Annotated in this window: 18 protein-coding genes; 9 read left to right on the top strand and 9 right to left on the bottom strand. The window is 62.1% G+C overall.

Features of this window, described 5'->3' with window-relative positions; translation table 11 throughout:
• Nucleotides 1-32 precede the first annotated feature (32 nt).
• Nucleotides 33-2,063, bottom strand: coding sequence for a thioredoxin domain-containing protein (locus ACZ5IL_RS01275; RefSeq protein ID WP_464594682.1), 2,031 nt, complete (start codon nt 2,061-2,063; stop codon nt 33-35).
• 104 nt (nt 2,064-2,167) lie between these two features.
• On the opposite strand from ACZ5IL_RS01275, the gene mnmE reads away from it, so the two are divergent.
• The 5 genes from mnmE (at nt 2,168) to ACZ5IL_RS01250 (ending at nt 8,397) form a co-directional block, all read left to right on the top strand.
• On the top strand, nt 2,168-3,538 hold the full coding sequence (gene mnmE, locus ACZ5IL_RS01270) for a tRNA uridine-5-carboxymethylaminomethyl(34) synthesis GTPase MnmE (RefSeq protein WP_464594680.1): 1,371 nt from the start codon (nt 2,168-2,170) through the stop codon (nt 3,536-3,538).
• 163 nt (nt 3,539-3,701) lie between these two features.
• The gene (gene mnmG / locus ACZ5IL_RS01265) at nt 3,702-5,576 is read left to right on the top strand and encodes a tRNA uridine-5-carboxymethylaminomethyl(34) synthesis enzyme MnmG (RefSeq protein WP_464594679.1); all 1,875 of its coding nucleotides are present in this window, start codon (nt 3,702-3,704) and stop codon (nt 5,574-5,576) included.
• A gap of 238 nt (nt 5,577-5,814) precedes the next feature.
• Nucleotides 5,815-6,513, top strand: a complete 699-nt coding sequence (gene rsmG, locus ACZ5IL_RS01260; protein ID WP_464594678.1) for a 16S rRNA (guanine(527)-N(7))-methyltransferase RsmG — start codon at nt 5,815-5,817, stop codon at nt 6,511-6,513.
• Nucleotides 6,510-7,367: a ParA family protein gene (locus ACZ5IL_RS01255; protein WP_464594677.1), complete on the top strand. Its 858-nt coding sequence runs from the start codon at nt 6,510-6,512 to the stop codon at nt 7,365-7,367. The genes rsmG and ACZ5IL_RS01255 overlap by 4 nt, the downstream gene beginning before the upstream one ends.
• A 148-nt stretch (nt 7,368-7,515) precedes the next feature.
• The gene (locus tag ACZ5IL_RS01250; RefSeq protein WP_309773413.1) at nt 7,516-8,397 is read left to right on the top strand and encodes a ParB/RepB/Spo0J family partition protein; all 882 of its coding nucleotides are present in this window, start codon (nt 7,516-7,518) and stop codon (nt 8,395-8,397) included.
• A 64-nt stretch (nt 8,398-8,461) separates the two neighbouring features.
• Here the strand turns inward: ACZ5IL_RS01250 and holA are convergent, their stop codons facing one another.
• Genes holA through leuS form a run of 3 tightly spaced genes read right to left on the bottom strand, consistent with a single transcriptional unit; the run spans nt 8,462 to nt 12,708 of the window.
• The gene (gene holA / locus ACZ5IL_RS01245) at nt 8,462-9,490 is read right to left on the bottom strand and encodes a DNA polymerase III subunit delta (protein WP_464594676.1); all 1,029 of its coding nucleotides are present in this window, start codon (nt 9,488-9,490) and stop codon (nt 8,462-8,464) included.
• 10 nt (nt 9,491-9,500) lie between these two features.
• Nucleotides 9,501-10,085, bottom strand: coding sequence for an LPS assembly lipoprotein LptE (gene lptE, locus ACZ5IL_RS01240; RefSeq protein ID WP_464594675.1), 585 nt, complete (start codon nt 10,083-10,085; stop codon nt 9,501-9,503).
• Nucleotides 10,072-12,708: a leucine--tRNA ligase gene (leuS, locus tag ACZ5IL_RS01235; protein WP_464594673.1), complete on the bottom strand. Its 2,637-nt coding sequence runs from the start codon at nt 12,706-12,708 to the stop codon at nt 10,072-10,074. Before leuS ends, lptE begins: the two co-directional genes overlap by 14 nt.
• A 142-nt stretch (nt 12,709-12,850) precedes the next feature.
• Here leuS and ACZ5IL_RS01230 point away from each other — a divergent pair, with 142 nt between their 5' ends.
• Both ACZ5IL_RS01230 and ACZ5IL_RS01225 read left to right on the top strand, forming a co-directional pair.
• Nucleotides 12,851-13,555 carry a glutathione S-transferase N-terminal domain-containing protein gene (locus ACZ5IL_RS01230; RefSeq protein ID WP_464594672.1) on the top strand — a complete coding sequence of 235 codons (705 nt, stop codon included), beginning with the start codon at nt 12,851-12,853 and terminating at the stop codon, nt 13,553-13,555.
• On the top strand, nt 13,552-14,226 hold the full coding sequence (locus ACZ5IL_RS01225; protein WP_464594671.1) for a YggS family pyridoxal phosphate-dependent enzyme: 675 nt from the start codon (nt 13,552-13,554) through the stop codon (nt 14,224-14,226). Before ACZ5IL_RS01230 ends, ACZ5IL_RS01225 begins: the two co-directional genes overlap by 4 nt.
• 42 nt (nt 14,227-14,268) lie before the next feature.
• Here the strand turns inward: ACZ5IL_RS01225 and ACZ5IL_RS01220 are convergent, their stop codons facing one another.
• Nucleotides 14,269-14,817 (bottom strand): L,D-transpeptidase family protein, encoded by a 549-nt coding sequence (locus ACZ5IL_RS01220; protein WP_464594670.1) that lies wholly within the window; start codon nt 14,815-14,817, stop codon nt 14,269-14,271.
• A gap of 237 nt (nt 14,818-15,054) precedes the next feature.
• On the opposite strand from ACZ5IL_RS01220, the gene ACZ5IL_RS01215 reads away from it, so the two are divergent.
• Nucleotides 15,055-15,741: a response regulator transcription factor gene (locus ACZ5IL_RS01215; RefSeq protein WP_079445151.1), complete on the top strand. Its 687-nt coding sequence runs from the start codon at nt 15,055-15,057 to the stop codon at nt 15,739-15,741.
• 153 nt (nt 15,742-15,894) lie between these two features.
• Complete coding sequence (locus tag ACZ5IL_RS01210; protein ID WP_464594668.1) at nt 15,895-16,344, top strand: cyclic nucleotide-binding domain-containing protein; 450 nt, start codon at nt 15,895-15,897, stop codon at nt 16,342-16,344.
• An 83-nt stretch (nt 16,345-16,427) separates the two neighbouring features.
• Here the strand turns inward: ACZ5IL_RS01210 and ACZ5IL_RS01205 are convergent, their stop codons facing one another.
• The 4 genes from ACZ5IL_RS01205 to ACZ5IL_RS01190 form a co-directional block, all read right to left on the bottom strand.
• A complete protein-coding gene (locus ACZ5IL_RS01205) occupies nt 16,428-17,243 on the bottom strand; it encodes an exodeoxyribonuclease III (protein ID WP_464594666.1) in 816 nt (271 codons plus the stop codon).
• A 229-nt stretch (nt 17,244-17,472) separates the two neighbouring features.
• Nucleotides 17,473-18,225, bottom strand: coding sequence for an outer membrane lipoprotein carrier protein LolA (locus ACZ5IL_RS01200; protein ID WP_464596972.1), 753 nt, complete (start codon nt 18,223-18,225; stop codon nt 17,473-17,475).
• Nucleotides 18,226-18,737: 512 nt separating this feature from the next.
• Nucleotides 18,738-21,224 carry a DNA translocase FtsK gene (locus ACZ5IL_RS01195; protein WP_464594664.1) on the bottom strand — a complete coding sequence of 829 codons (2,487 nt, stop codon included), beginning with the start codon at nt 21,222-21,224 and terminating at the stop codon, nt 18,738-18,740.
• 12 nt (nt 21,225-21,236) lie between these two features.
• A complete protein-coding gene (locus tag ACZ5IL_RS01190) occupies nt 21,237-22,487 on the bottom strand; it encodes an aminotransferase class I/II-fold pyridoxal phosphate-dependent enzyme (RefSeq protein WP_464594663.1) in 1,251 nt (416 codons plus the stop codon).
• Nucleotides 22,488-22,650 lie beyond the last annotated feature (163 nt).

Raw genomic sequence — 22,650 nt, 5'->3', positions numbered from 1 at the left:
ACGCGAACCGGTCACCACTTCGCTCGAAAACGCTATAAAATCCCGCTAAGGGCCTCGGGATGCGTTAACGGCAGCGAGCAGGACTGACCGCGGCAGATGAAAGCGGCGCTTTGCGTCACCGCCGTAATCTTTGCTCGCGCTGAATGATCCTGCGGCAGCGCATCGGCATGCGGCGCATGCAGCACGATGCTTGTCGCGTGTGGCAGTTTTCGCGCGGCGCTGAGCAACGCCTCGGCTTGTGCGCCCTCGCCGACCACGACGATCTCCGCGCCGCTGAGGCGAAGATCAAGCGCATTCATGAGCGACAGCTGGCCAAAGCCGTTCTCGGTCGCGCTCGGCAGCAAGGCGGCGAAGAGGTTGTCGATGCGGTTGCGCCATTTCGTGGCGCCGGTCAGCGCGGCGAGCCGCACCAGGTTTTGCGCGATCAGTCCGTCGTGGTTGGGGATGGCGTCATCGGCCGTCGAATGTGGCCGCACGATCAGCCCTTCGGCGTCGTCGGCCGTCAGATAATAGCCGCCATGGTCGACATCGGCGTAGTGCGTGTCTAGCGTGGATTGCCAGCGTAACGCCTGCGCGAGATATGCGTTGTCGCCGGTCGCTTCGAACAGAGCGAGCGCGGCGCGTCCCATCGCGGCATAGTCGGACGCGAGCGCCGGAATTAAAAGTCTGCCTTCGCGCCAGCAATGACCGAGCCGTTCGTCGCGGGTCATGTTGGTTCGAATAAACTCGAATCCCGTTCGCGCGATTTGCAACCAGTCAGGCTTGTCGAAGGCGCAAGCGGCGTGAACGAGAGCGGCGATCATCAAGCCGTTCCAGTCGGCGAGAACTTTATCATCGAGTCCAGGACGAACCCGGCTTTCCCGGTGCGCCAGTAGCTTTTCGCGCAGCGCCCGCATGTGAGCGATGTCGTCGCTGCCCACATCGATGCTTCTGAGACGGTTGGGAATATTGTGACCTTCGAAATTTCCGTTTGCAGTGATGTCATAGCGCGCGGCAAAATCGGCGGCGTCGGCAGGACCGAGCACCTCATTGACCTCTTTCAGAGACCAAACGTAGAACTTGCCCTCCTTGCCTTCGGAGTCCGCATCGAGTGAAGAGGCAAAGGCGCCCTCGGCCGTCAGCATTTCCCGGCGCAGCCAATCGACCGTCTCGATCGCGCGGTCGCGGTATAACTGATTATTGTTACGTGTATAGTCGAGCGCGAGCAGATCAAGGATCTGCGCGTTGTCGTAAAGCATCTTTTCGAAGTGCGGCACCAGCCATCTGTTGTCGACCGAATAGCGTGCATAGCCGCCGCCAAGGTGATCGTAGATACCGCCCTGGCTCATCCGGGTCAGGGTCAGCGTTGTGGCCGAGAAGAAGCGGTCGTCGTGGGTGCGCGCACCGGCGCGCCAGAGAAATTCCAGCACCGAACACTGCGGGAATTTTGGTGCGCCCTGCAGGCCGCCGTTCACCGGGTCGGTTGAACGCGTGATGGCGACGGCTGCGTTATTGAGTTCGGCAACGCCGAGATTGGCCGGGTTTTTCGACTTGGCGCGTTCGGAAAGCCGCGCGATCAGCGCGTCGCGGTTGCGCGCGATTTTGTCGGGCTGATCGCGAAAAACCTGCGCCACCGATTGCAGAACGTCGGTGAATGCCGGGCGGCCGAAGTCCGGCAGCTTCGGAAAATAGGTGCCGCCCCAAAACGGCGATCCATCGGGCGACAGGAACATCGTTAGCGGCCAGCCCCCCTGCTCGCCGAGATGGTGCAGCGCGCTCATGTAGATCTGATCGATATCAGGGCGCTCCTCGCGATCGACCTTGATGCAGACGAACAGTTCGTTCATCACTGCGGCGACCTCGTCGTCTTCGAAGCTTTCGTGCGCCATGACATGGCACCAGTGACAGGCTGCGTAACCAATGGAGAGCAGGATCGGACGGTTGGTCCGCTGCGCCTCAGTGAGCGCCTCGGGTCCCCATGGCCACCAGTCGACGGGATTGTGCTTGTGCTGCAGCAGGTAGGGACTGGTTTCCGCAGCCAGACGGTTCGCAGGGCGGTCTGACCCCGTAGCGACGTGATTCATATCGGAGCGTCCTTCTGCGAATCTGCGATAACGGAAAACGTACGGCTGGGTTCGTTGCAATAGCTTTGAAGTTCAGATCATCGAAGCAGTCCAAGACATAAGTCATGCATCCGCGGGAACAAACGATCTTTGCGCTGTCGTCGGGTCGGCCGCCGTCGGCGATCGCTGTTGTGCGTGTGTCCGGCCCGGAGGCTGGCACTGCACTTCGAGACATCGCAGGTGCAATTCCCGTTGCACGTATGGCGAAGCGCGTATTGCTGCGCGACCGGGCCGGTGAAGCAATTGATGATGCTATTATCTTGTGGTTCCCCTCGCCTGCGAGCGCAACCGGTGAAGACGTCGCGGAGTTTCACATTCACGGCGGCCGCGCTGTGCTGAATGCCTTGTTCGCGGCGTTGTCGTCGATCGACAATACGAGAACTGCGGAACCGGGAGAGTTTACCCGGCGCTCCTTCGAGAATGGCAAGATTGATCTCACTGAAGCCGAAGGTCTCGATGATCTGATTCATGCCGACACCGACCGGCAGCGCCGTCAGGCCTTGCGTCAGTTGCAGGGCCTGCTCGGCGATCGCGCGCGAGGTTGGCGGAAGGAGCTGATCGATGCCTCGGCCCTGATCGAAGCCGGAATCGATTTCGTCGATGAAGGCGATGTACCGGAAGACCTGCTGAAACCGGTGCTGGAGAAGATCGCGCAGCTCCGTCGCGAGATCGAACAAACCCTTGCGACATCGGCACAAGGTGAACGCTTGCGCGACGGTCTGACGGTGGCGATCGCCGGTCCGCCGAACGCCGGCAAGTCGACGCTGCTCAATCGTCTTGCCCGTCGCGAAGCGGCGATTGTGTCGCCGCACGCGGGAACGACGCGTGACACCATCGAAGTTTATCTCGATCTCGATGGCTATCCGGTGACGCTCATCGACACGGCCGGCATTCGCGAGACTGACGATCCCGTCGAGCAGGAAGGCGTGCGGCGAGCCCGCGACCGGGCGGCGTCGGCCGATCTGGTGCTGTGGCTTTCGGGCGATCACAGCGCCGAGCCGGACGAATCGATCGTCAACGGCGACGTTTCATTCTGGCTGATACGAAACAAGATCGACCTTTCTAACCCGGAGAATGGTGGGGCGAACCTGGGGCAGGTCGAAACGAAAATGGAGCAACGCGCCCCGACGCGGCAATTTCGGATTTCGGCGGCGCGGGGTGATGGCGTCGATGAATTGGTGGCGGCGCTCACGGCTTTCGCGGGCGTCTGGCTTGGACAGGGTGAGACGGGCGCAATCACGCGATTGCGGCATCGCAACATATTGCGGGATGCTGCAACATCGCTTGTAAAGGCAGAGGCGCTGGCCGGTCGGGGCGACGAGTTTGTCGCCGAGGAGCTACGAATTGCCGTTCATTTTATGGGGCGGCTGCTCGGTCGCGTCGACATAGACGATATTCTTGATTCACTCTTTTCAGAATTTTGCGTCGGTAAATAGTGAAGAAATGTTCATTTCTTAGTGTGGGGCAAGTTTGCCCGGGAGGTTTGGTGATGCGGTGTTTCACGTGAAACACCTGCCCTTGTGTCCGAAGGACGAACTTTCGGATTCTGCGAGCCTGAGATAGAAGTCGCATCGGGTATTGCGAGAAGCCGAGAGCTCTATGGCATCAGCATTCGACGTGATCGTGATCGGGGGTGGCCACGCCGGCTGCGAGGCCGCGTCCGCGTCCGCGCGAACCGGCGCGCGAACCGCGCTGGTCACCCATCGGTTTAGTACCGTGGGCGCGATGTCCTGCAATCCAGCGATCGGAGGACTCGGCAAGGGCCATCTGGTCCGCGAGGTCGATGCCCTCGACGGTCTGATGGGGCGTATGGCCGATGCTGCCGGTATCCAATTCCGGATGCTCAATCGTCGCAAGGGCCCAGCCGTCCGTGGTCCACGAGCCCAGCAGGATCGTAAGCTCTACGCCGCGGCCATGCAGGCGGCGATTCGCGACACCGCAAATCTTGAGGTGATCGAAGGCGAGGCGGATGACTTGATTGTTTCCGGCGGCAGGATCGTCGGCATTCGACTGATCGATGGCCGGCACTTCACGTCAGCCGCGGTCGTCGTTACCACCGGCACCTTTCTACGCGGTTTAATCCATCTCGGCGAAAAGAGTTGGCCGGCAGGGCGAGTCGATGAAGCGCCTGCACTCGGCCTGTCCACGTCGTTCGAGCGGATCGGCTTCGCCCTTGGCCGACTCAAGACCGGAACCCCGCCACGGCTCGATGGCGCCACCATCGACTGGGCCGCGGTCGAGATGCAGCCGGGGGATGATCCGCCGGAGCCGTTCTCGGTCATGACCGAGCGGATCACAACGCCCCAAATCCAGTGTGGTATCACGCGCACCACGCCGGCGACGCACGAGGTGATCCGCGCCAACGTGCATCGTTCGCCAATTTATTCCGGCCAGATCACCAGCTCGGGTCCGCGCTATTGTCCTTCGATCGAGGACAAGGTGGTCCGCTTCGGCGACCGTGACGGACATCAGATCTTTCTCGAGCCGGAAGGCCTCGACGACAGCACGGTTTATCCCAACGGGATTTCGACTTCGCTGCCGGAGAACGTGCAACTCGCGATACTTGCGACCATTCCCGGCCTGGAGAAGGTCAGGATGACCCGTCCGGGCTATGCCATCGAATATGACCATGTCGATCCTCGCGAACTTGAACCGACCTTGCAGACCAGGCGAATGCCCGGGTTGTTTCTGGCCGGCCAGATCAACGGCACGACCGGTTACGAGGAGGCGGCGGCTCAGGGGCTTGTTGCGGGGCTGAATGCGGCATTGGCCGCGGGCGGCGGCGATTTGGTCGTGTTCGACCGCGCCGACGGCTATCTCGGTGTGATGATCGATGACCTTGTGACGCGCGGAATCACCGAGCCCTATCGGATGTTCACCTCCCGGGCCGAGTATCGGCTGACGCTCCGCGCCGACAATGCCGACCAGCGGCTGACGGACAAGGGCATTGCCATCGGATGCGTTGGGGCAGGGCGCGCGGCTCATCATCGGGACAAGATGGCGGCCTTGCGCGCGGCAAAGGCGTTGGCGATGTCGCTGTCGGTGACGCCGAACGAGGCTGCCCGCTACGGACTCTCGCTCAATCGCGACGGCCATCGGCGGTCTGCGTTCGAGTTGTTGTCTTATCCGGAGATCGGCTGGCATGACGTGGCCGCGATCTGGCCGGAGCTGTTGGCCGTTGATTCGGGAATCGCTGTGCATCTCGAGATCGATGCCAAATACGACGTCTATCTGAAGCGTCAGACCGCCGACGTCGAGGCGTTCCGTCGCGACGAGAGTCTGGTTCTCACCGGCATTGACTACGGTGCGGTGCCCGGCCTCTCCAATGAAGCCCGAAACCGGCTGGAAAAGGCCCAGCCGCGCACCGTGGGGCAGGCGGGCCGTCTCGACGGACTCACGCCGGCCGCGCTGGGGATTCTCGCCGCCTATCTGCGTCGGGAAACGCGGAGGAGAGCGGCTGCTTCCGCGCGATGATCAGATTCGATCAGAAATGTTTCACGTGAAACATCGGGCAAACGAGTCTTGCATCAACGACGAAGATGATTCCGCACCGGCGACTTGTTTCACGTGAAACAATTTCTAACCCGATCTGGACCAGGCCAGCGGACGATGATCGGCGGCATCTCCCGATTCCCCGACTGTTGTAGGCCAATGGCCGACTAATCCAAACCGCGTCTGGTAAGGAATCAGAGGCGGGTCTATGTTGGCCCCGATGCCCACGCCCGAACGAGAACGCTCCCCAACCTCGGCTACCGACAAGATGGCCGCGTTGGCGCTTACCCCCGTTTCACGTCAAATCGAGGCGCGGCTAGACGCCTATGTCGATCTGCTGGTCCAATGGCAGACAAAAACCAATCTCGTCGCGTCGTCCACGCTGCCGCAGCTCTGGACCCGCCACATTGCAGATTCCCTTCAGCTTCTGACGCTGGCTCCGAATGCAAAACGCTGGGCTGATTTCGGCAGCGGCGGCGGCTTTCCCGGTGTCGTGCTTGCCTGCGCGCTTGCGGGCGTTGAGGGCGCGCGTGTCGATCTAATCGAGCGCAACGCTAAAAAAGCGGCATTTCTGCGCGAGGCCGTGCGGGTCACCGCGTCACCGGGCATTATTCATCTGATGGATATCGGGGATTATGTGGACAGATTGGACGATCGGATCGATTGCGTGACCGCGCGTGCGTTGGCGCCTCTACAAGTGCTGCTCGGCTTCGCAGAACCCTTCGTAACAAAGGGCGCCACCGCGCTGTTTCTCAAGGGCCAAGATGTAGAAGCTGAATTGACGGAAGCTACTAAATATTGGAACATTAAGCCTCGGATTCATTCAAGTTGCACCGGCGGACAAGGCTGGATCGTGGAACTCGATCATATCGAGCGGCGTGATCGTCCTCAGGCAAAACAGGCATGGCGTGGTGCATGACGGTAATTGATGAAGTCTACCGATACGAAGACGGAGGCGAATCTCACGTCCGCCATCCCCGCATCATTTCGCTCGCCAATCAGAAGGGTGGTGTCGGCAAAACCACGACCGCGATCAATCTTGGCACTGCACTGGCCGCGATCGGGGAGCGCGTTCTGATCGTCGATCTCGATCCGCAAGGCAACGCCTCCACGGGTCTCGGCATCGACCGGCGCGATCGCAACGTTTCCACTTATGATGTGTTGATCGGCGAAGCACCGCTGCGTGACGCCGTCGTGCCGACCGCGGTGCCGCGCCTGCACATCGCCGCCTCGACCATGGACCTCTCCGGTCTGGAACTTGAGCTCGGAACCACAAAGGACCGTGCCTTCCGTCTGCGGGACGCGATCACCGCGCTCAACGGCAATGCCGCCGATGCTGCCGATTACACCTATGTGCTGATCGACTGTCCGCCGTCGCTCAATCTTCTCACTGTCAACGCGATGGCGGCGTCGGATGCGATCCTTGTGCCGCTGCAATGCGAGTTCTTCGCCCTCGAAGGTCTGTCGCAGCTGTTGCAGACTGTCGAGCAGGTGCGTTCAACGCTCAATCCGAATCTGTCGATCCACGGCATCGTGCTCACCATGTTCGACTCGCGCAACAACCTGTCGAACCAGGTGGTCGCCGATGTGCGCCAGTTCATGGGCTCGAAAGTCTACGACACCATGATCCCACGCAACGTGCGCATTTCGGAAGCGCCGTCCTACGGCAAGCCGGTGCTGGTCTATGATCTCAAGTGCAGCGGCAGCGAAGCCTATCTGAAACTTGCGACCGAGGTGATTCAGCGCGAGCGCGAGCTGCGCACGGCGCATTGAGAATCGGAAGTCGGGTCGTGGGACGCGTGAGTAACTCGATGAGCGCTGCCACGATGCGCAACCTGCTCTCTTCCACGAGGGGAGAGAAGAGTGACCTTATGTTTCCTTCAAGTCTGGAGTGCAGCGCGTGAATCCAAGGGAGCTGGCGATGGCCGACGAAGCGCGTTCTCGACTGGGACGCGGTCTTGCAAGTCTGATCGGCGACGTCGGTGGCGAGGCCGCCCATGCCGAGCGTCCGCGCGTGCAGCGCAAGGTGCCGATCGAGTTTTTGAAACCGAATCCGCGCAATCCACGCCGCGCGTTTTCCGATGTCGAACTCGGCGAGTTGTCCGACTCCATCAAACAGCACGGCGTCATCCAGCCAATCGTGGTGCGGGCCGTGAAGGGGACGCAGGATCGCTTTGAGATCATCGCAGGCGAGCGCCGCTGGCGCGCGGCGCAGTCCGCGGGGCTGCACGAGGTTCCGATCGTTCCGGTCGAGGTCAGCGATCATGTCGCGCTCGAAATCGCGATCGTCGAGAACGTGCAGCGCGAAGATCTCAATGCGATGGAAGAAGCGCAGGGCTATCACGCGCTCGCCAATGAATTCAAACACACTCAGGATGACATTGCGAAGATCGTCGGCAAGAGCCGCAGCCATGTCGCAAATATGATGCGGCTGACAAAACTGCCGGACGATGTGCAGGCGCTGATCACCTCCGGCGAGTTATCGGCAGGCCATGCGCGCGCGCTGATCGGCGTGCCCGATCCTTCCGCGGCGGCGCGGCGCATCGTCACGGAAGGTCTCAATGTGCGGCAGGCTGAGGCGCTTGCGCATGAGGAGGGCGTTGCCGAGCGCAAGCCGCAGAAGGCCCGCGCTGACAAAGCGCAGAAGGACTCCGATACGTTGGCGCTGGAAAAGCGCGTTAGCGACGCGCTCGGCCTTGCGGTGACGGTCGATCACAAAAATCCCGGCGGCGTCGTGCAGATACGCTATCGCGACCTCGAACAGCTTGACGAGATTTTGAAAAGGCTGGATTCGAAGGGGTGAGACGAATTGCTTTCACATCGTCCCGCATATGCGAGACGAAGGAGAGAGGTCTTTGTGCTTTGCGTCACCCTCTCCGCCGTGCATTCACCGCGATCGACATCAGAGCGCGTTGCGCGATCGCGGAGGCCAGCGCCGCTTGCTTGCGGGTTTCCAATGCGGCGCCGGCAAGCTGATCCATCACCTGAATCAGCCGCGCGGCGCTGAAATTGCTCAACGCCGTTTCCACGGTCGTCTTGCGCGAAAAATGCAATCGCGGAAATCCGCTATCGGCGGCCGATGAGGCGGACGCGCCGCCCTCCATTAAAAGCGCAGCCTTGTGCAGGGCGGCGACCTGACGCTGCGCGGCCAAAATGACGAGGCCCGGATAGGTGCCAGCGACCATGGCCTTGGCGAATTCGGTTTCGACCACCGCCGGCTGTCCGGCGAATGCGGCGTCGATGACGGGATCGAGTTTGAAGTCGGATGCGTCAGAGACCACGGCCATGACGTCGATGAGCGTGATCTCGCGTTGCCCATGAGCATAGAGCGCAATCTTGTGCAGCTCATTGCGCGAAGCCTGACGATCACCGCCGAGCAGGGACATCAGCGCCGCGCGGGCATCGGGCGCGATCTTCAGGCTCGAGAGGCGCAACTCCTCGTCAATCAACCGCGCCAGATCGCGTTCGGTGTCGGGATAGCAGGCAATTGCCACCGCGTTCTTCGCGCGCTCGCAAGCCTTGCGCAGCGGTGATTCCGGCCTCAGCTCGCCGGCTTCGATCACGATCCGGCAATCCTGGATCGCGGAGTTCGCCAGCACATCGACGCCGCTGGCAAAGCTGCGTGACCCCGCCTTGATCCGGATCGCGCGGCGACCGCCGAACAGCGGTACCGTCATCGCCTCATCGACGAGACGCGACGGCTCACTGGCGAGATCGTCGCCGTCGAGCCGAACCAGCGAAAACGGATCGTTGGGATCGTCGACGGCCGACGTTATCAACGCGTCCGCGCGCTCGCGCACCAGACCGGCGTCGGGACCGTAGAGCAGGATGATCGGGCGGGCCGGATCGGGCCGGGCGAGAAAGCTGTCGATGTCCTTTCCGCGCAGCGCGACCATTCGCCGGCGATCAAGAGCCGGCGTAAAAGAACGCCGCCAGCCGGGTGTTGATATTCTCGGCGATTTGCTGCGCGGCGCGGTCTTCCGCATCGCGATAGGCACGCGCGCGGGCGAAACGCTGGAGCTGGCCGGGAATGTCATAGGAGGTGCGGGAGAAGGTGGTCGCGTTCAGGACGGTCTTGCCGGTGGCAACCTCGATCAGCTGGTAGCTCGCATTGATACCGTATTGCTCGTTGGAGGGCAGCGCGGTGCTTGGGTCGAGCATCAGCGACGAGCGGTTAGTGGTGAAGCGGATCTGAAGCTGGTGTGTCGGGGGCGCTCCGGTGGCGCCGCCGTAAAGCTTGAATGCAAGCGCGTTACGAAGGGCGACACCGATCCGTGCATCCGGAGACCCATTGGGTTTATCGATCGGCAGCAGTTCAACGCCCATCAGCCTGTCGCGAAGCGCTGGGCTGCCGTCGGCCTGTTCGGCATACATCGGGCGGAAGCAGCCGGCCGTCAGCGCGGCCAGCACGGCAATGATGCTCAGCCGGGCTGCGAGGCGCGGATTGGCCCATTTTCTAGCCCGGCGACCCGACAAACTACCCCACCACATTCACGATCCTCTGCGGAACGATAATGATCTTTCGAGCCTGCTTGCCGCCCAAGGCCTGCTTTACCGCATCGAGCGCCAAAACGGCAGCCTCAATTTCCGGATTTCCCGCGCCGCTGGCCACGGTCACCTCGCCTCGCTTTTTGCCGTTCACCTGCACCGGCAGCGTGAGGGCGTCTTCAACCAGCAAATCGGGCTCGATTTGTGGCCAACGGGCTTCCGAGACCAGGCCAGCCTGGCCGAGCGCCTGCCAGCATTCCTCGGCGAGGTGCGGCATCATCGGGCTGAACACCTGCACCAGAATGATGGCTGCCTCGCGCAGGCTCCAACTCAAATCCGGTGCGGGGGCGGACTTGTTGCTGCGGGAGCGAGCAAGGGCGTCGGCCAGTTCGTTGGCGCACTCGCGGATATTGGCGAGGCAGACGTTGAAGTGCAGCCGCTCTATTCCTGTAGAGACCTTGTCGAGCGCGCCATGGGCCGCCTTCCGTAGCGCCAAAGCATCGGTGCCGAATGCCGCTGGTCTCTCTTGCGGCGCGGTCTTGCCGGCTTCGGCGTATTCATTGACCAGTCGCCATAGCCGCTGCATGAAGCGCGCCGCACCCTGCACGCCTTCCTCGCTCCAGATCACGTCGCGATCCGGCGGCGAATCCGACAGCATGAACCAGCGCGCGGTGTCGGCGCCGTAGCTGCCGATGATATCGTCGGGATCGACGGTGTTGCGCTTCGACTTCGACATCTTCTCAACCGCGCCGATCTCGACCGGCTCCCCGGTGGCGATCAACGTGGCGCGGCGGTTGTTGCCGTCGACCTCGATCCGCACCTCCTCGGGCGAGGCCCAGCCGCCGTCAGGCTTGCGGTAAGTCTCGTGCACCACCATGCCCTGCGTGAACATGCCCTTGAACGGTTCGTCCATGCTGACATGACCGGTGGCCTTCATCGCGCGGGTGAAGAAGCGCGAATAGAGCAGATGCAGGATCGCGTGCTCGACGCCGCCGATATACTGGTCCACCGGTAGCATCCGGTCGACGACTGCGCGCGTGGTCGGTGCGTTGTCGTTCCACGGATCGGTGAAGCGCGCGAAGTACCACGACGAATCGACGAAGGTATCCATGGTGTCGGTTTCGCGGGTGGCCTTCGCCCCGCATCGCGGACAATCGACATGCTTCCAGGTCGGATGATGATCGAGCGCGTTGCCGGGCTTGTCGAAGGTGACATCCTCCGGCAGCGTCACCGGCAAATTCTCGTCCGGCACCGGAACGACGTCGCAAGCCGGGCAATGAATCACCGGGATCGGACAGCCCCAGTAACGCTGACGCGAAATGCCCCAGTCGCGCAGACGGAAGTTCACCTTGCGCTCGGCGACCGGGGTTTTGTCGCGCGTCTCGCCTTCCAGGCGCTTGGCGACTTCTTCCTTTGCCGCATCAGCGGTCATACCATCGAGGAAACGCGAATTGATCATGCGGCCATCACCGTCGTAAGCGGTGTCGGTGATGACGAAGCTCGACGGTTCTTGTCCCTCGGGGCAGACCACCGGCGTGTTCCCAAGTCCATATTTGTTGACGAAGTCGAGATCGCGCTGGTCGTGCGCCGGGCAGCCGAAGATGGCGCCGGTGCCATATTCCATCAGGATGAAGTTGGCGACGTAGACCGGCAGCTTCCAGTTCGCATCGAACGGATGCAACGCGCGGATGCCGGTGTCGAACCCCATCTTCTCCGCGGTGTCGATCTCGGCCTGCGCGGTACCGCGCCGCTTGCACTCGGCGATAAAGTCGGCGAGCGCGGGATTGTCTTTCGCTGCCGCTAGCGCGAGCGGATGATCCGGCGCGATCGCCATGAATTTCGCGCCGAACAGCGTGTCCGGGCGCGTGGTGAAGATTTTCAGCTCGCTCTCACCGTTTGGCGTCGTCGCCGGGTCGAGCACGAAGCGCAGCAGCAGGCCCTCGCTGCGGCCGATCCAGTTGCGCTGCATCAGCCGCACCTTGTCGGGCCAGCGATCCAGCGTTCCGAGCGCCTCTAACAGATCCTGCGAATACTTCGTGATCTTGAAGACCCACTGATTCATCTCGCGCTGCTCGACCACGGCGCCGGAGCGCCAGCCGCGCCCGTCGATCACCTGCTCGTTGGCGAGCACGGTCATGTCGACAGGATCCCAGTTGATCTTGCGCTTCTCGCGCTCGGCGAGACCGGCGCGCAGGAAGTCCAGAAACATCTTCTGCTGGTGTTTGTAATAGGAGGGATCGCAGGTCGCGAACTCCCTGGCCCAGTCGAGCGATAGCCCGATCGAGCGGAGCTGCTTCTTCATGGCTTTGATGTTGTCGTAGGTCCACGCCCTCGGCGCGATCTTGCGCTCGATCGCGGCGTTCTCGGCCGGGAGGCCGAAAGCGTCCCAGCCCATCGGATGCAGTACGTTGTAGCCCTTGGCGCGCATGTAGCGCGCGATCACATCGCCGAGGGTGTAGTTGCGGACATGGCCGATGTGGATGCGCCCGGATGGGTAGGGGAACATCTCCAGCACGTAGTATTTTTCGCGCGGGTCATCGTTTTTGGTGGCGAAGATCGCCTGCCTGTCCCACTCGGCTTGCCAGCGCGGTTCGGCGTCACGGGCGTTGTAACGTTCTGAGGTCATGGAATTGCAATGTTTTTCGTGATTTGCAGCCGCTCGACTAGGCCATGAAGCGGACCGGGGGTCAACGGGTCGGGCGGACGGTTTGCAAGCGGTGTGGTTTTGCGGTGTAAGCGGGGAACGTTTCCCGCCTTCCGGAGTGACGATGGCCGACCTTTCCGCTTTTTCGATCACCCGCCGCTGGCCGGCGGCCCACCCGGAGCGTCTGCAGCTCTATTCGGTGCCGACGCCCAACGGGGTGAAGGTCTCGATCATGCTGGAAGAAACCGGATTGCCCTATGAGCCGCATTTCGTCGATTTCGGCAGGGATGAACAGAGGAGTCGTGAATTTCTCTCACTCAATCCCAACGGCAAGATTCCCGCGATCCTCGATCCCGATGGGCCCGGCGGCAAGCCGCTCGCTTTGTTCGAGTCGGGCGCCATCCTGCAATACCTCGCCGAGAAGACCGGACAGTTTCTGCCGGCCGATCCGGCGCTGCGCTGGCAGACCCTCCAGTGGCTCCACTTCCAGATGGGCGGCGTCGGGCCGATGTTCGGGCAGGTGGGATTCTTCCATAAGTTCGCAGGCAAGGATCTCCAGGACAAACGGCCTCGCGACCGCTATGTGACGGAATCGAAGCGGTTGCTCGGCGTGATGGATGCGCATTTGGCGACGCATCGGTGGTTCGCGGGCGACGACTACACCATCGCGGATATTTCGATGCTGGGCTGGGTGCGCAACCTGATCGGGTTCTATGATGCGCGCGATATCGTCGGGTTCGATCGTTTTCGTCATGTCGACGGCTGGCTGCAGCGGGGTCTTGCGCGGCCGGCGGTGCTGCGCGGCCTTGCGATTCCGGCGCGACAATGACCACTGATGAGGCGGCGCCGATCGATGGCTTTGCTTCCGTGGAAGCCGGGATTGTCCGCGCGTGCCGGGATGCGCACCGCGAACGCTCCTCGGTGACGCTGGTGGCGGTGTCCAAAACCTTCGACGCGGAGGCGATCACGCCGGTGATCGCAGCCGGCCAGCGCGTGTTTGGGGAGAACCGCGTGCAGGAAGCCAAGGGGAAGTGGCCTGCCTTGATAGTGGCGCATCCCGGTCTCGCGCTGCATCTGATCGGCCCGCTGCAGTCCAACAAGGCGAAGGACGCCGTGGCCCTGTTCGATGCCATCCATTCGGTCGACCGCCCGAGCCTTTGCGAGGCGTTGGGAAAAGAGATCAAGACTCAGAACCGGCGGCCGGATCTGTTCGTGCAGATCAACACCGGTGAGGAGCCGCAGAAGGCAGGCGTCGCGCCAGCGGATGCCGACGACTTCATCGCGCGCTGTCGCGACACTTATGGTCTCACGATCTCAGGCTTGATGTGCATTCCGCCGATGGATGATGCGCCGGCGCCGCATTTTGCGCTTGCCGCAAAAATCGCCAAGCGCAACGGGCTCACGCAGCTGTCGATGGGGATGAGCGCGGATTTCGCCATAGCGATTGCGCTCGGCGCGACGCATGTGCGGATCGGCTCGGCGATCTTCGGGACGCGGTGATTCTTCCTATCTCCCGCAAGGGAGAAGGAAAGCTCTTCAGCTTCACCCGATCATGATTTGTGTGCGTGGACCGATCCGCCGCAACAGCCGCAGCATGGCGGGTTGCGTCATCGCCACGCATCCGGCGGTCGGGCCAAAGTTGTCGCGCGCCAGATGCAGGAACACAGCGCTGCCGCGCCTTGCGATGCGGGGGCGGGTGTTGTGATCGATTTCGATGATGAAGTCGTAGAGATGATCCTCGCGCGTCAGCCGGTCGCCAGTTGCGCTCTGCGTCAGCCGAATCGGCCGGTTGTAGCGCCGGTCGGCCGGATCCTCACACCAGGCATCAGCGGGTGTGATCGCGCGAACCGGCAGAAATGTTTGTGGCCGTGGATGCCGATCGGGTCGCCACCACACCCGTATGGGCCGAAAAATCCCCTTTGGGGTGCCGCCATCGCCCTCGCGTTTGTTGGCCCGGATACCGCCGCGGCCAAGCGCCACCGCAATTGTCCGCCCTTCCGCGATCAGCCAGCCTTGCTGCGGTCGCCCGGCGGCGGCCCGAACGTGGATCGTCGCGAGCGGTCGATCACAGGAATGTGTCGTGCAAGGCATTGAAAAGTCTTAGCTTTATATGGAATGAGGAAGCCCCGCGCATTCTCTCAGCCGAAACGTCGATCCTGCGTGTCATGACAGGGAACATTCATCCAAATTCTCCCCAGTCTGGAGTAGACTCCATTTGGACGATGAATCGCTGCAAGTTCATGCGCCCCGACGAATCGGGACTTAAATACCTGATGAAGGTAGCTGGCGCGCCCACCGGGTGTTTCAGCCGCCAGGAGGATTGCATAGATGGCCAACGCCCGCAAAATCCTGATCGTGGACGACGATAACGATCTGCGCGATACGCTGGTCGAGCAACTGTCGCTGCATGAGGAATTCGAGGCGTCCGCCGTTGATACCGGCGCGAAGGGCGCCAGCGCGGCCAAAGCTCATTCGCCCGATCTCGTGCTGATGGACGTCGGCCTGCCCGACACGGATGGTCGCGAAGTGGTGCGCAGTTTGCGCAAGGGCGGCTTCAAGGCGCCGATCATCATGCTGACCGGTCACGACACCGATTCGGATACGATCCTGGGCCTTGAGTCCGGCGCCAATGACTATATCGCCAAACCGTTCCGCTTTGCGGTGCTGCTGGCGCGCATCCGAGCACAATTGCGTCAGCATGAGGCCAGCGAGGACGCGGTATTTTCGGTCGGACCCTATAGTTTCCGGCCCGGCGCCAAAATGCTGACGACCGCCAATGCCAAGAAGGTACGGTTGACCGAGAAGGAAACGGCGATTTTGCGCTTCCTCTACCGGGCCGGGCAGATTCCGGTGTCACGCGAGACCCTGTTGCAGGAGGTCTGGGGATACAACTCCGGAGTCACCACGCACACCCTGGAAACTCACATTTACCGGTTGCGCCAGAAGATCGAGAATGACGCTGCCAATCCGGAGATTCTGGTGACCGAAGCGGGTGGCTACAAGCTGGTGCCCTGATTCTGATGGAATCGGAAGCGAGACGCTATGGTAGTTTCGAGGCGTTTCTTTCCGCGAGCCGGTATCCACTTCGTCCAAAAACGCTATAGGTTGACGACTCGTATCAGCTCCCGTCAAAACAGCTTTGGGTGATCCGGAGCCGACCGGTTTTGCATGTCGATCGACGATGACGTTGTCCTGCTTGAGCGCGTCCCGACCCTGCGCTTGCTGGGCGCCGAGGCTTTGCGCGTGCTTGCCATCGGCGCCGAACAGCAGCAGTTCGCCAGCGGCTCGATCCTGTTTCGCGCCGGTGACGAGGCGGATGGGGGGTACGTCGTTCAGGAGGGCAGCTTTCGTATCCACGTCCCGGATCGCGGCGATCGGGAAGTCATCGCCGAGAGCGGCACGCTGATCGGGGAACTCGCTTTGATCGTCCCGATATCGCGGCAGGCCACCGTGATCGCGCGGGAATATTCGATGGTGATCCGCGTTTCACGCACCCTGTTTTTGCGCGTGCTTGACAGCTATCCCGCCGCCGCCCACCGCCTTCGCGACGAACTCGCCAACCGCACCCGGCAAACGACCAGCGACATCCTGATGGCATCGGCGAAACTGAGTAGTTAGAGCATGTTTCTCCCACGAGGAGAGACCGGATCGTATCAGCGATCCGGCTGAAGGCGGTGCGGCTGCCATCGTGGCGTCGGCACTCACACCTCGATCACCGCCGTCACCGGCACATGATCGGATGGACGCTGCCAGCCTCGGGCGTCGCGGGTGATGCGGAAGTCCCGGATTCCGCCGCGCAGCGCTTCGGAGACCCAGATATGGTCGAGTCTGCGGCCGCGGTTGGCGGCAACCCAGTCGGCGGCGCGATAGCTCCACCACGTATAGACTTTCTCCGACATCGGAATCCGCGCGCGCGCGATGTCGATCCAGTTGCCGTGATTCTGCACGCCGAGCAGCTTCTCGCATTCGATAGGCGTATGCGAGACGATTTTCAGAAGCTGCCTGTGCGACCAGACGTCGTTCTCATGTGGCGCGACATTGAGATCACCGACCAGCACATGCCGGTCGCCGTTGCCCGGATGCAGCGGCGCACAGGCTTTCATCTCGTCGAGAAATTGCAGCTTGTGGGCGAACTTCGGATTGAGCACGGGATCGGGAATGTCGCCACCCGCGGGCACATAGAAGTTATGTAGCACCAGCGGCGCGGCGAGACCCGCCTGACCGCCGAAGATCACACTGACGTGGCGGGAGTCGATCTTGTCGCAGAACGTGCGGATGTTGCTGGCGTCAAATGGCAGCTTCGAGACCACCGCCACCCCGTGATATCCCTTCTGCCCGTTGAGCGCGACGTGCTCATAGCCGAGTCGGCGGAAGCGTTTCAGCGGAAAGGCGTCATCGGGGCACTTGGTCTCCTGCAGGCACAACACGTCCGGCCGTTGCGCTTTCAGAAACTTGGCGACCAGATCGATGCGCAGCCGCACCGAATTGATATTCCAGGTGGTGAAGGTGAGATGCATGAATTCCGGTGAAGACGTCGACAGGTCTATGTGCCGTCATACGCGGGCCTGACCCGCGTATCCATCAATAATCGATCTGGGTACAAATGTCAGAACCAAAAGACGACCAGCAATATTGGACGTCAGGGGAGTTTAATTTGAGACCGCTTACCTGGGTTGATGCAACGTCGGCAGCGACCGTCAAATTCAGCTCACTGCACCCCGTGAGAACTCCGCGCGTGATTGCGCCTCAGTTATTCGTTGATGTCGGATAATTGGTATAATCGATCTTGAACAGAGCGGGATCGAGCTTCGCCGTGGCATTGAGATTGTAGATCGCCACCGTGGTGTCGTAGCCCTGCGGATCGGTAATGGTCCACTGCTTGAGCTTGCCGTCCTTGACGCCGACCATCAGCATGAGCCGGGAGGTGCCGACCAGCGCCTGCTTCTCTTCGATGGTGACGCTGATGTAGAGATCGTCCGATGTCACGGCGACGACGTTGGTATCCCTCATCAGGTCGATGCGATCCGACAACAGATAGCGCAGCGGCGTTTGCGCCAGCGGGTACACATCCTGGGTCGCGAGCTTGGTGTCACGAACAACGAGCGACGAGCCGTCGGAAATCATCGCGATCGGTGACGGAGGGTCGTATTCGAACCGTACTTTGCCCGGCTTTTGGATGTAAAATTCGCCGGTTGATCGGCTGCCATCAGGGCCGACCTGCACGAAATTTCCGGCAAGCGTCCGCAGCGAGGATAGATAGGCACTGACTCGTGCCGCCGCTGCTTTCTGATCCGCGCTGAAAGTTGCAAAAATATTGGCCGGTACGTTGCGGCGCGGATCGGGAATGATTGGGTCCGGCGGCCGCGTGGTTCCGGTCACCTCCGGCTGGGCCGTTTGCACCACCATCGCCGCGGGTGCTCCGTTGCGGGCCTTAGGGGCCGGTTGCGGGAGCGGAACGGCCTCGGCGAGGGCAGGCGGAACAAGAACAAGAAGACCCATGGTCAGCGCCGCCGCGAGCCGGACCACGCCGAGGCGCGCGCGGATCAGACGACTGGCCGCGGATGAATGTGTCACGTCTCTGCTCAATGTTTCGTCCTGTTCGTCGGAGGCGTTCCTTCTACAGTGCTTCGCGGCGTCGCGGATATCGCTTTTTTCTCCGACCGGATCCGAGGGATGGCCGCCGCGCGGGAGTTCGCCTCAACTGCGCTGAACCCGATACCATCGCATCTCTCTGATCCAGCGTGATCTCGTCTGAAAATCTGCTTCCAGTTTTCAGACATCATGCTCAAGCGGAAGGTGGCTGCAACGATATGCAAGTTTGAACCGGGCCCCTAGAAGCGGAATGAGGAAAAGTGTCGTGCGGTTTTCCGCCCGCATTCCGCTTCTCATAATGTCGGAATCGATCATGTTCATGATTTTGGATCGATTCGATCCAGAATCATCGTGATCTAGTTTGGTGCTGTGGCGATTTCGCGGCTCCGGAAACTCGATCATCGTCATACCGTCATGGATCAGAAGTGGCCTTCTTCTTCCTCGATCAGGATTTCGCGCTTTCCTGCGTGATTGGCCTGCCCGACGATGCCTTCGAGTTCCATGCGCTCCATCAGCGAAGCGGCGCGGTTGTACCCGATCTGAAGACGGCGCTGGATATAGCTGGTCGAAGCCTTACGGTCGCGCTTCACGATTGCGACCGCTTGCGAGAACAGATCGCCGCCGCCATCGCTGCCCATGCTCGTGCCGTCGAATACCGCGCCGTCCTCGCCCTCGGCGGGCTCTTCGGCCGTGACCGCCTCGAGATACTCGGGAGCACCTTGGGTTTTGAGATGGCGAACCACCTTCTCGACTTCTTCGTCGGATGCGAACGGCCCGTGCACGCGCGAGATGCGGCCACCGCCCGCCATGTAGAGCATGTCGCCCTGGCCGAGCAGTTGCTCGGCGCCCATCTCGCCGAGAATGGTGCGGCTGTCGATCTTGGACGTCACCTGGAAGGCGATGCGGGTCGGGAAATTGGCCTTGATGGTGCCGGTGATGACGTCGACCGACGGACGCTGCGTCGCGAGGATGACGTGGAGGCCGGCCGCGCGCGCCATCTGAGCAAGACGCTGGACCGCGCCTTCGATATCCTTGCCCGCGACCATCATTAGGTCGGCCATTTCATCCACGATGATGACGATGAAAGGCAGCGGCTCGAATTCGAGCTTCTCTGCCTCGTAGATCGCCTTGCCGGTTTCCTTGTCGAAGCCGGTGTGCACAGTGCGCGTCAGTTCCTCGCCCTTGGCCTTCGCCTCGACGAGGCGGGTATTGTAGCCGTCGATATTGCGCACGCCGAGCTTGGCCATCTTCTTGTAGCGCTCTTCCATCTCGCGCACGGCCCATTTCAGCGCGACCACCGCCTTCTTCGGATCGGTCACCACCGGTGTCAGCAGATGCGGGATGCCGTCATAGACCGAGAGTTCGAGCATCTTTGGATCGACCATGATGAGACGGCACTGATCGGGCCGCAGCCGGTACAGCAGGCTGAGAATCATGGTGTTGATTGCGACCGATTTGCCGGAGCCGGTGGTGCCGGCGATCAGCATATGCGGGGTGCGCGCGAGATCGATGATGACCGGATCGCCGCCGATGGTCTTGCCGAGGCAGAGCGGCAGCTTGGCGACCGAGTCGGTCGCCTCCCTCGCGGTGAGCAATTCGCGCAAGTAAACTTTTTCGCGGTGCGCGTTCGGCAGTTCGATGCCGATGGCGTTGCGGCCGGCGACCACTGCGACGCGCGCCGACAGCGCGCTCATGGAACGCGCGATATCGTCGGCAAGGCCGATGACGCGTGACGACTTGATGCCGGGCGCGGGCTCGAGTTCATACAGCGTCACCACCGGTCCGGGATTGGCTTTCACGATTTCGCCGCGCACGCCAAAGTCGCCAAGCACGCCTTCCAGCGCCCGCGAATTGGTTTCCAGTTCGGACTTGCTAAGCGGCTGGTGGTCGGAGGCGCGCGGCGCGCTCAGAACGTTGACCGAAGGCAATTCGAACTTGCCGAATTTCTTCGCTGGCTGACGGGGAGCGGCCTTCCGGCGCGGCGTGCTGACAACCGGCGCATCATCGCTCTCCTCCTCGTCCGCTTCGTCCTCCTCGTCGTCGTCAAGGTCATCGTCGAGGTCGCTCCGGGCCGGCGCCAGGGAGGGAGCGATATGTCCGCCGCCGAGGTTCGGTTCCTGACGCTCGAACGCCAGCGCCCCCGATTTCTGCGGTGCGCTCGACACCAGCGACTTATAGGCCAGCGCGAGCAGTGCCCCGAACCTGAGGCGCTTGAATCGTGCTTTCGCGCTCATCATCGCGTGAACCGCCCAGCCCAGCGAGACCGAGGCGTGGTCGCTGCCCTCATCAAACGGCCGGTCGTCCTCGATTTCGCGCGACTCGTCGGCGGGCCGCGATCTGATTCCGCTGGCCCAAAGGAATGTCGCGGCCATGACCGGCAGGAAGATCGCGCCGAGCACGATGCTTTGCACCACGCTCGCCGGGCCGAACAGAATCGCGGGCGCCCGCACCAGCGCGTCGCCGACCACGCCACCGAGACCGGTGGGCAGCGGCCATGCGCCGTTGTGAGGCCAGCAACTGGCGAAGCCGGCGGCGGCTATGGTGCAAAGAATCCAGCAGCCGAGGCGCGTGGCCTCGCGGTCGAACGGGCGATGGGTCAGCATCCGCCATCCCCAGATCGCCACCGGCAGGATCAGCATGATCGCGCCGAGACCGAGAATCTGCATCAGAAGATCTGCGCCGATCGCGCCGGGATAGCCGAGGACGTTGTGGATCGCGCGCGAGGTGGCGTGGCTGAGGCTCGGGTCTTGTACCGACCACGTCATCAAGGCGGCCGCAGCAGCGCCGGACAATGCGATCATCCCGAGCCCGGTGAGTTCGCGCAAGCGCCGGCCAAGCGGCTCGCGGATCGACGGCGGTATATGATCGACGATGGGAAAAAAGCGTTCGATCGCTGCCATGCTCATGGGATCCCGCGATTAATCGAGAGTTTTCACCAGCCGATGCAATGCCTCGGCCGTTGTTTCAGTGTCCGCTACCAGCGCCAGACGGACGTAGCCCGCGCCGGGATTTAAGCCGTCGGCTTGCGGACGCGCCAGATAGCTTCCGGGCACGACACGAATGCCGGCTTCCTTGTAGAGCCTGACGGCCACGGCCTCATCGCCGCCATAAGCGGAGACATCCAGCCAGATGCAGAAGCCGCCGGCCGGGCGGCTGTAGCCGTAACGATGGCCGAGGATCTGGTCGGCGAGGTCGAATTTGAGCCGGTAGAGCCGGCGGTTCTCCTCGACATGCGCTTCGTCGCCATAGGCCGCCACCGCGACATGCTGCAGCGGCACCGGCACCTGAGGCGACGCGACGTTGCGCAATTCATGAAAGGCGGAAAGGAATTTGCCATCGCCGGCCGCGAAACCGACCCGTAGCCCCGGCAGGTTCGAGCGTTTCGACAGCGACTGGAACGCGACGACATTGGCGAAATCCGGCCCCGCGCATTCCAGCGCGCTGCCGGGTGCGTCCCGCGTATAGATTTCCGAGTAGCATTCGTCCGAGAACACGAGGAAGCCGTGACGGCGCGCCAGCGCGATCAGGCGCGAGAGGTAATCGCGCGAGGCCGTCGTTCCCTGTGGGTTGGCGGGGGAGGCAAGATAGATCGCGACCGTCCGCGCCAGCGTGCTCTCATCGATGGAATCGAGGTCGGGCAGGAAACCGTTGGCGCGCGTGGTCGGCAGGAAGATGGTTTCGCAATGTGCAGCGCGTGCGCCCGCGCTGTAGGCCGGGTAAAACGGGTTCGGCATCAGGATGGCCGGCGTGCCCATGCGAGGCGCGACGTAGCGGGCGGCGGCGATCGCGGCGAAAAACAGCCCCTCGCGGCTGCCGTTCAGCACCAGAATCTCGGTCTCGGGATCGACGGCACGGGGCAGGGCGAAGCGCCTCGACAGCCAGTTCGCGGCCGTGCGGCGGAACGGCTCGATCCCCCGCGCCATCGGATAGCGTCGAAACTCGTTGATATATTGAGACAATATCGGAGCGACGAAGTCGGGCGGCGGGTGCTGCGGCTCGCCCAGCGACAACGTGATCAGAGGTTGTCCGGGCTCGTAGGGCGCAAGCAGCTCCGCCGTCCGCGCGAACGGTGACCGCTCGCCCGGCGTTGTGGACGCAGCTCTGCTGGCGGCGGACTCGGCCGGACTGACGGCGCCTGGCGCCGCGCGCGATGAAGCGGTGGTTGCCATCGGTTAAGCGTCAACACTTTCAAGACGTTCGGCCGCACCCAATAGCCGGACGAAAGACAGTTGAGTACCATAGGTACGGCGAGGTTAAGACGCGATTAACCATCGGTGGGAGGGCGGATTTTCTTGTTATGTTCTTGTTAATGCGCAATGACATTGCGGTGGC

It is taken from the genome of Nitrobacter sp. CN101, from assembly GCF_055390255.1.
The sequence above is the reverse complement of the archived record's forward strand: the minus strand, read 5'-3'. Positions and strand labels throughout refer to the sequence as shown.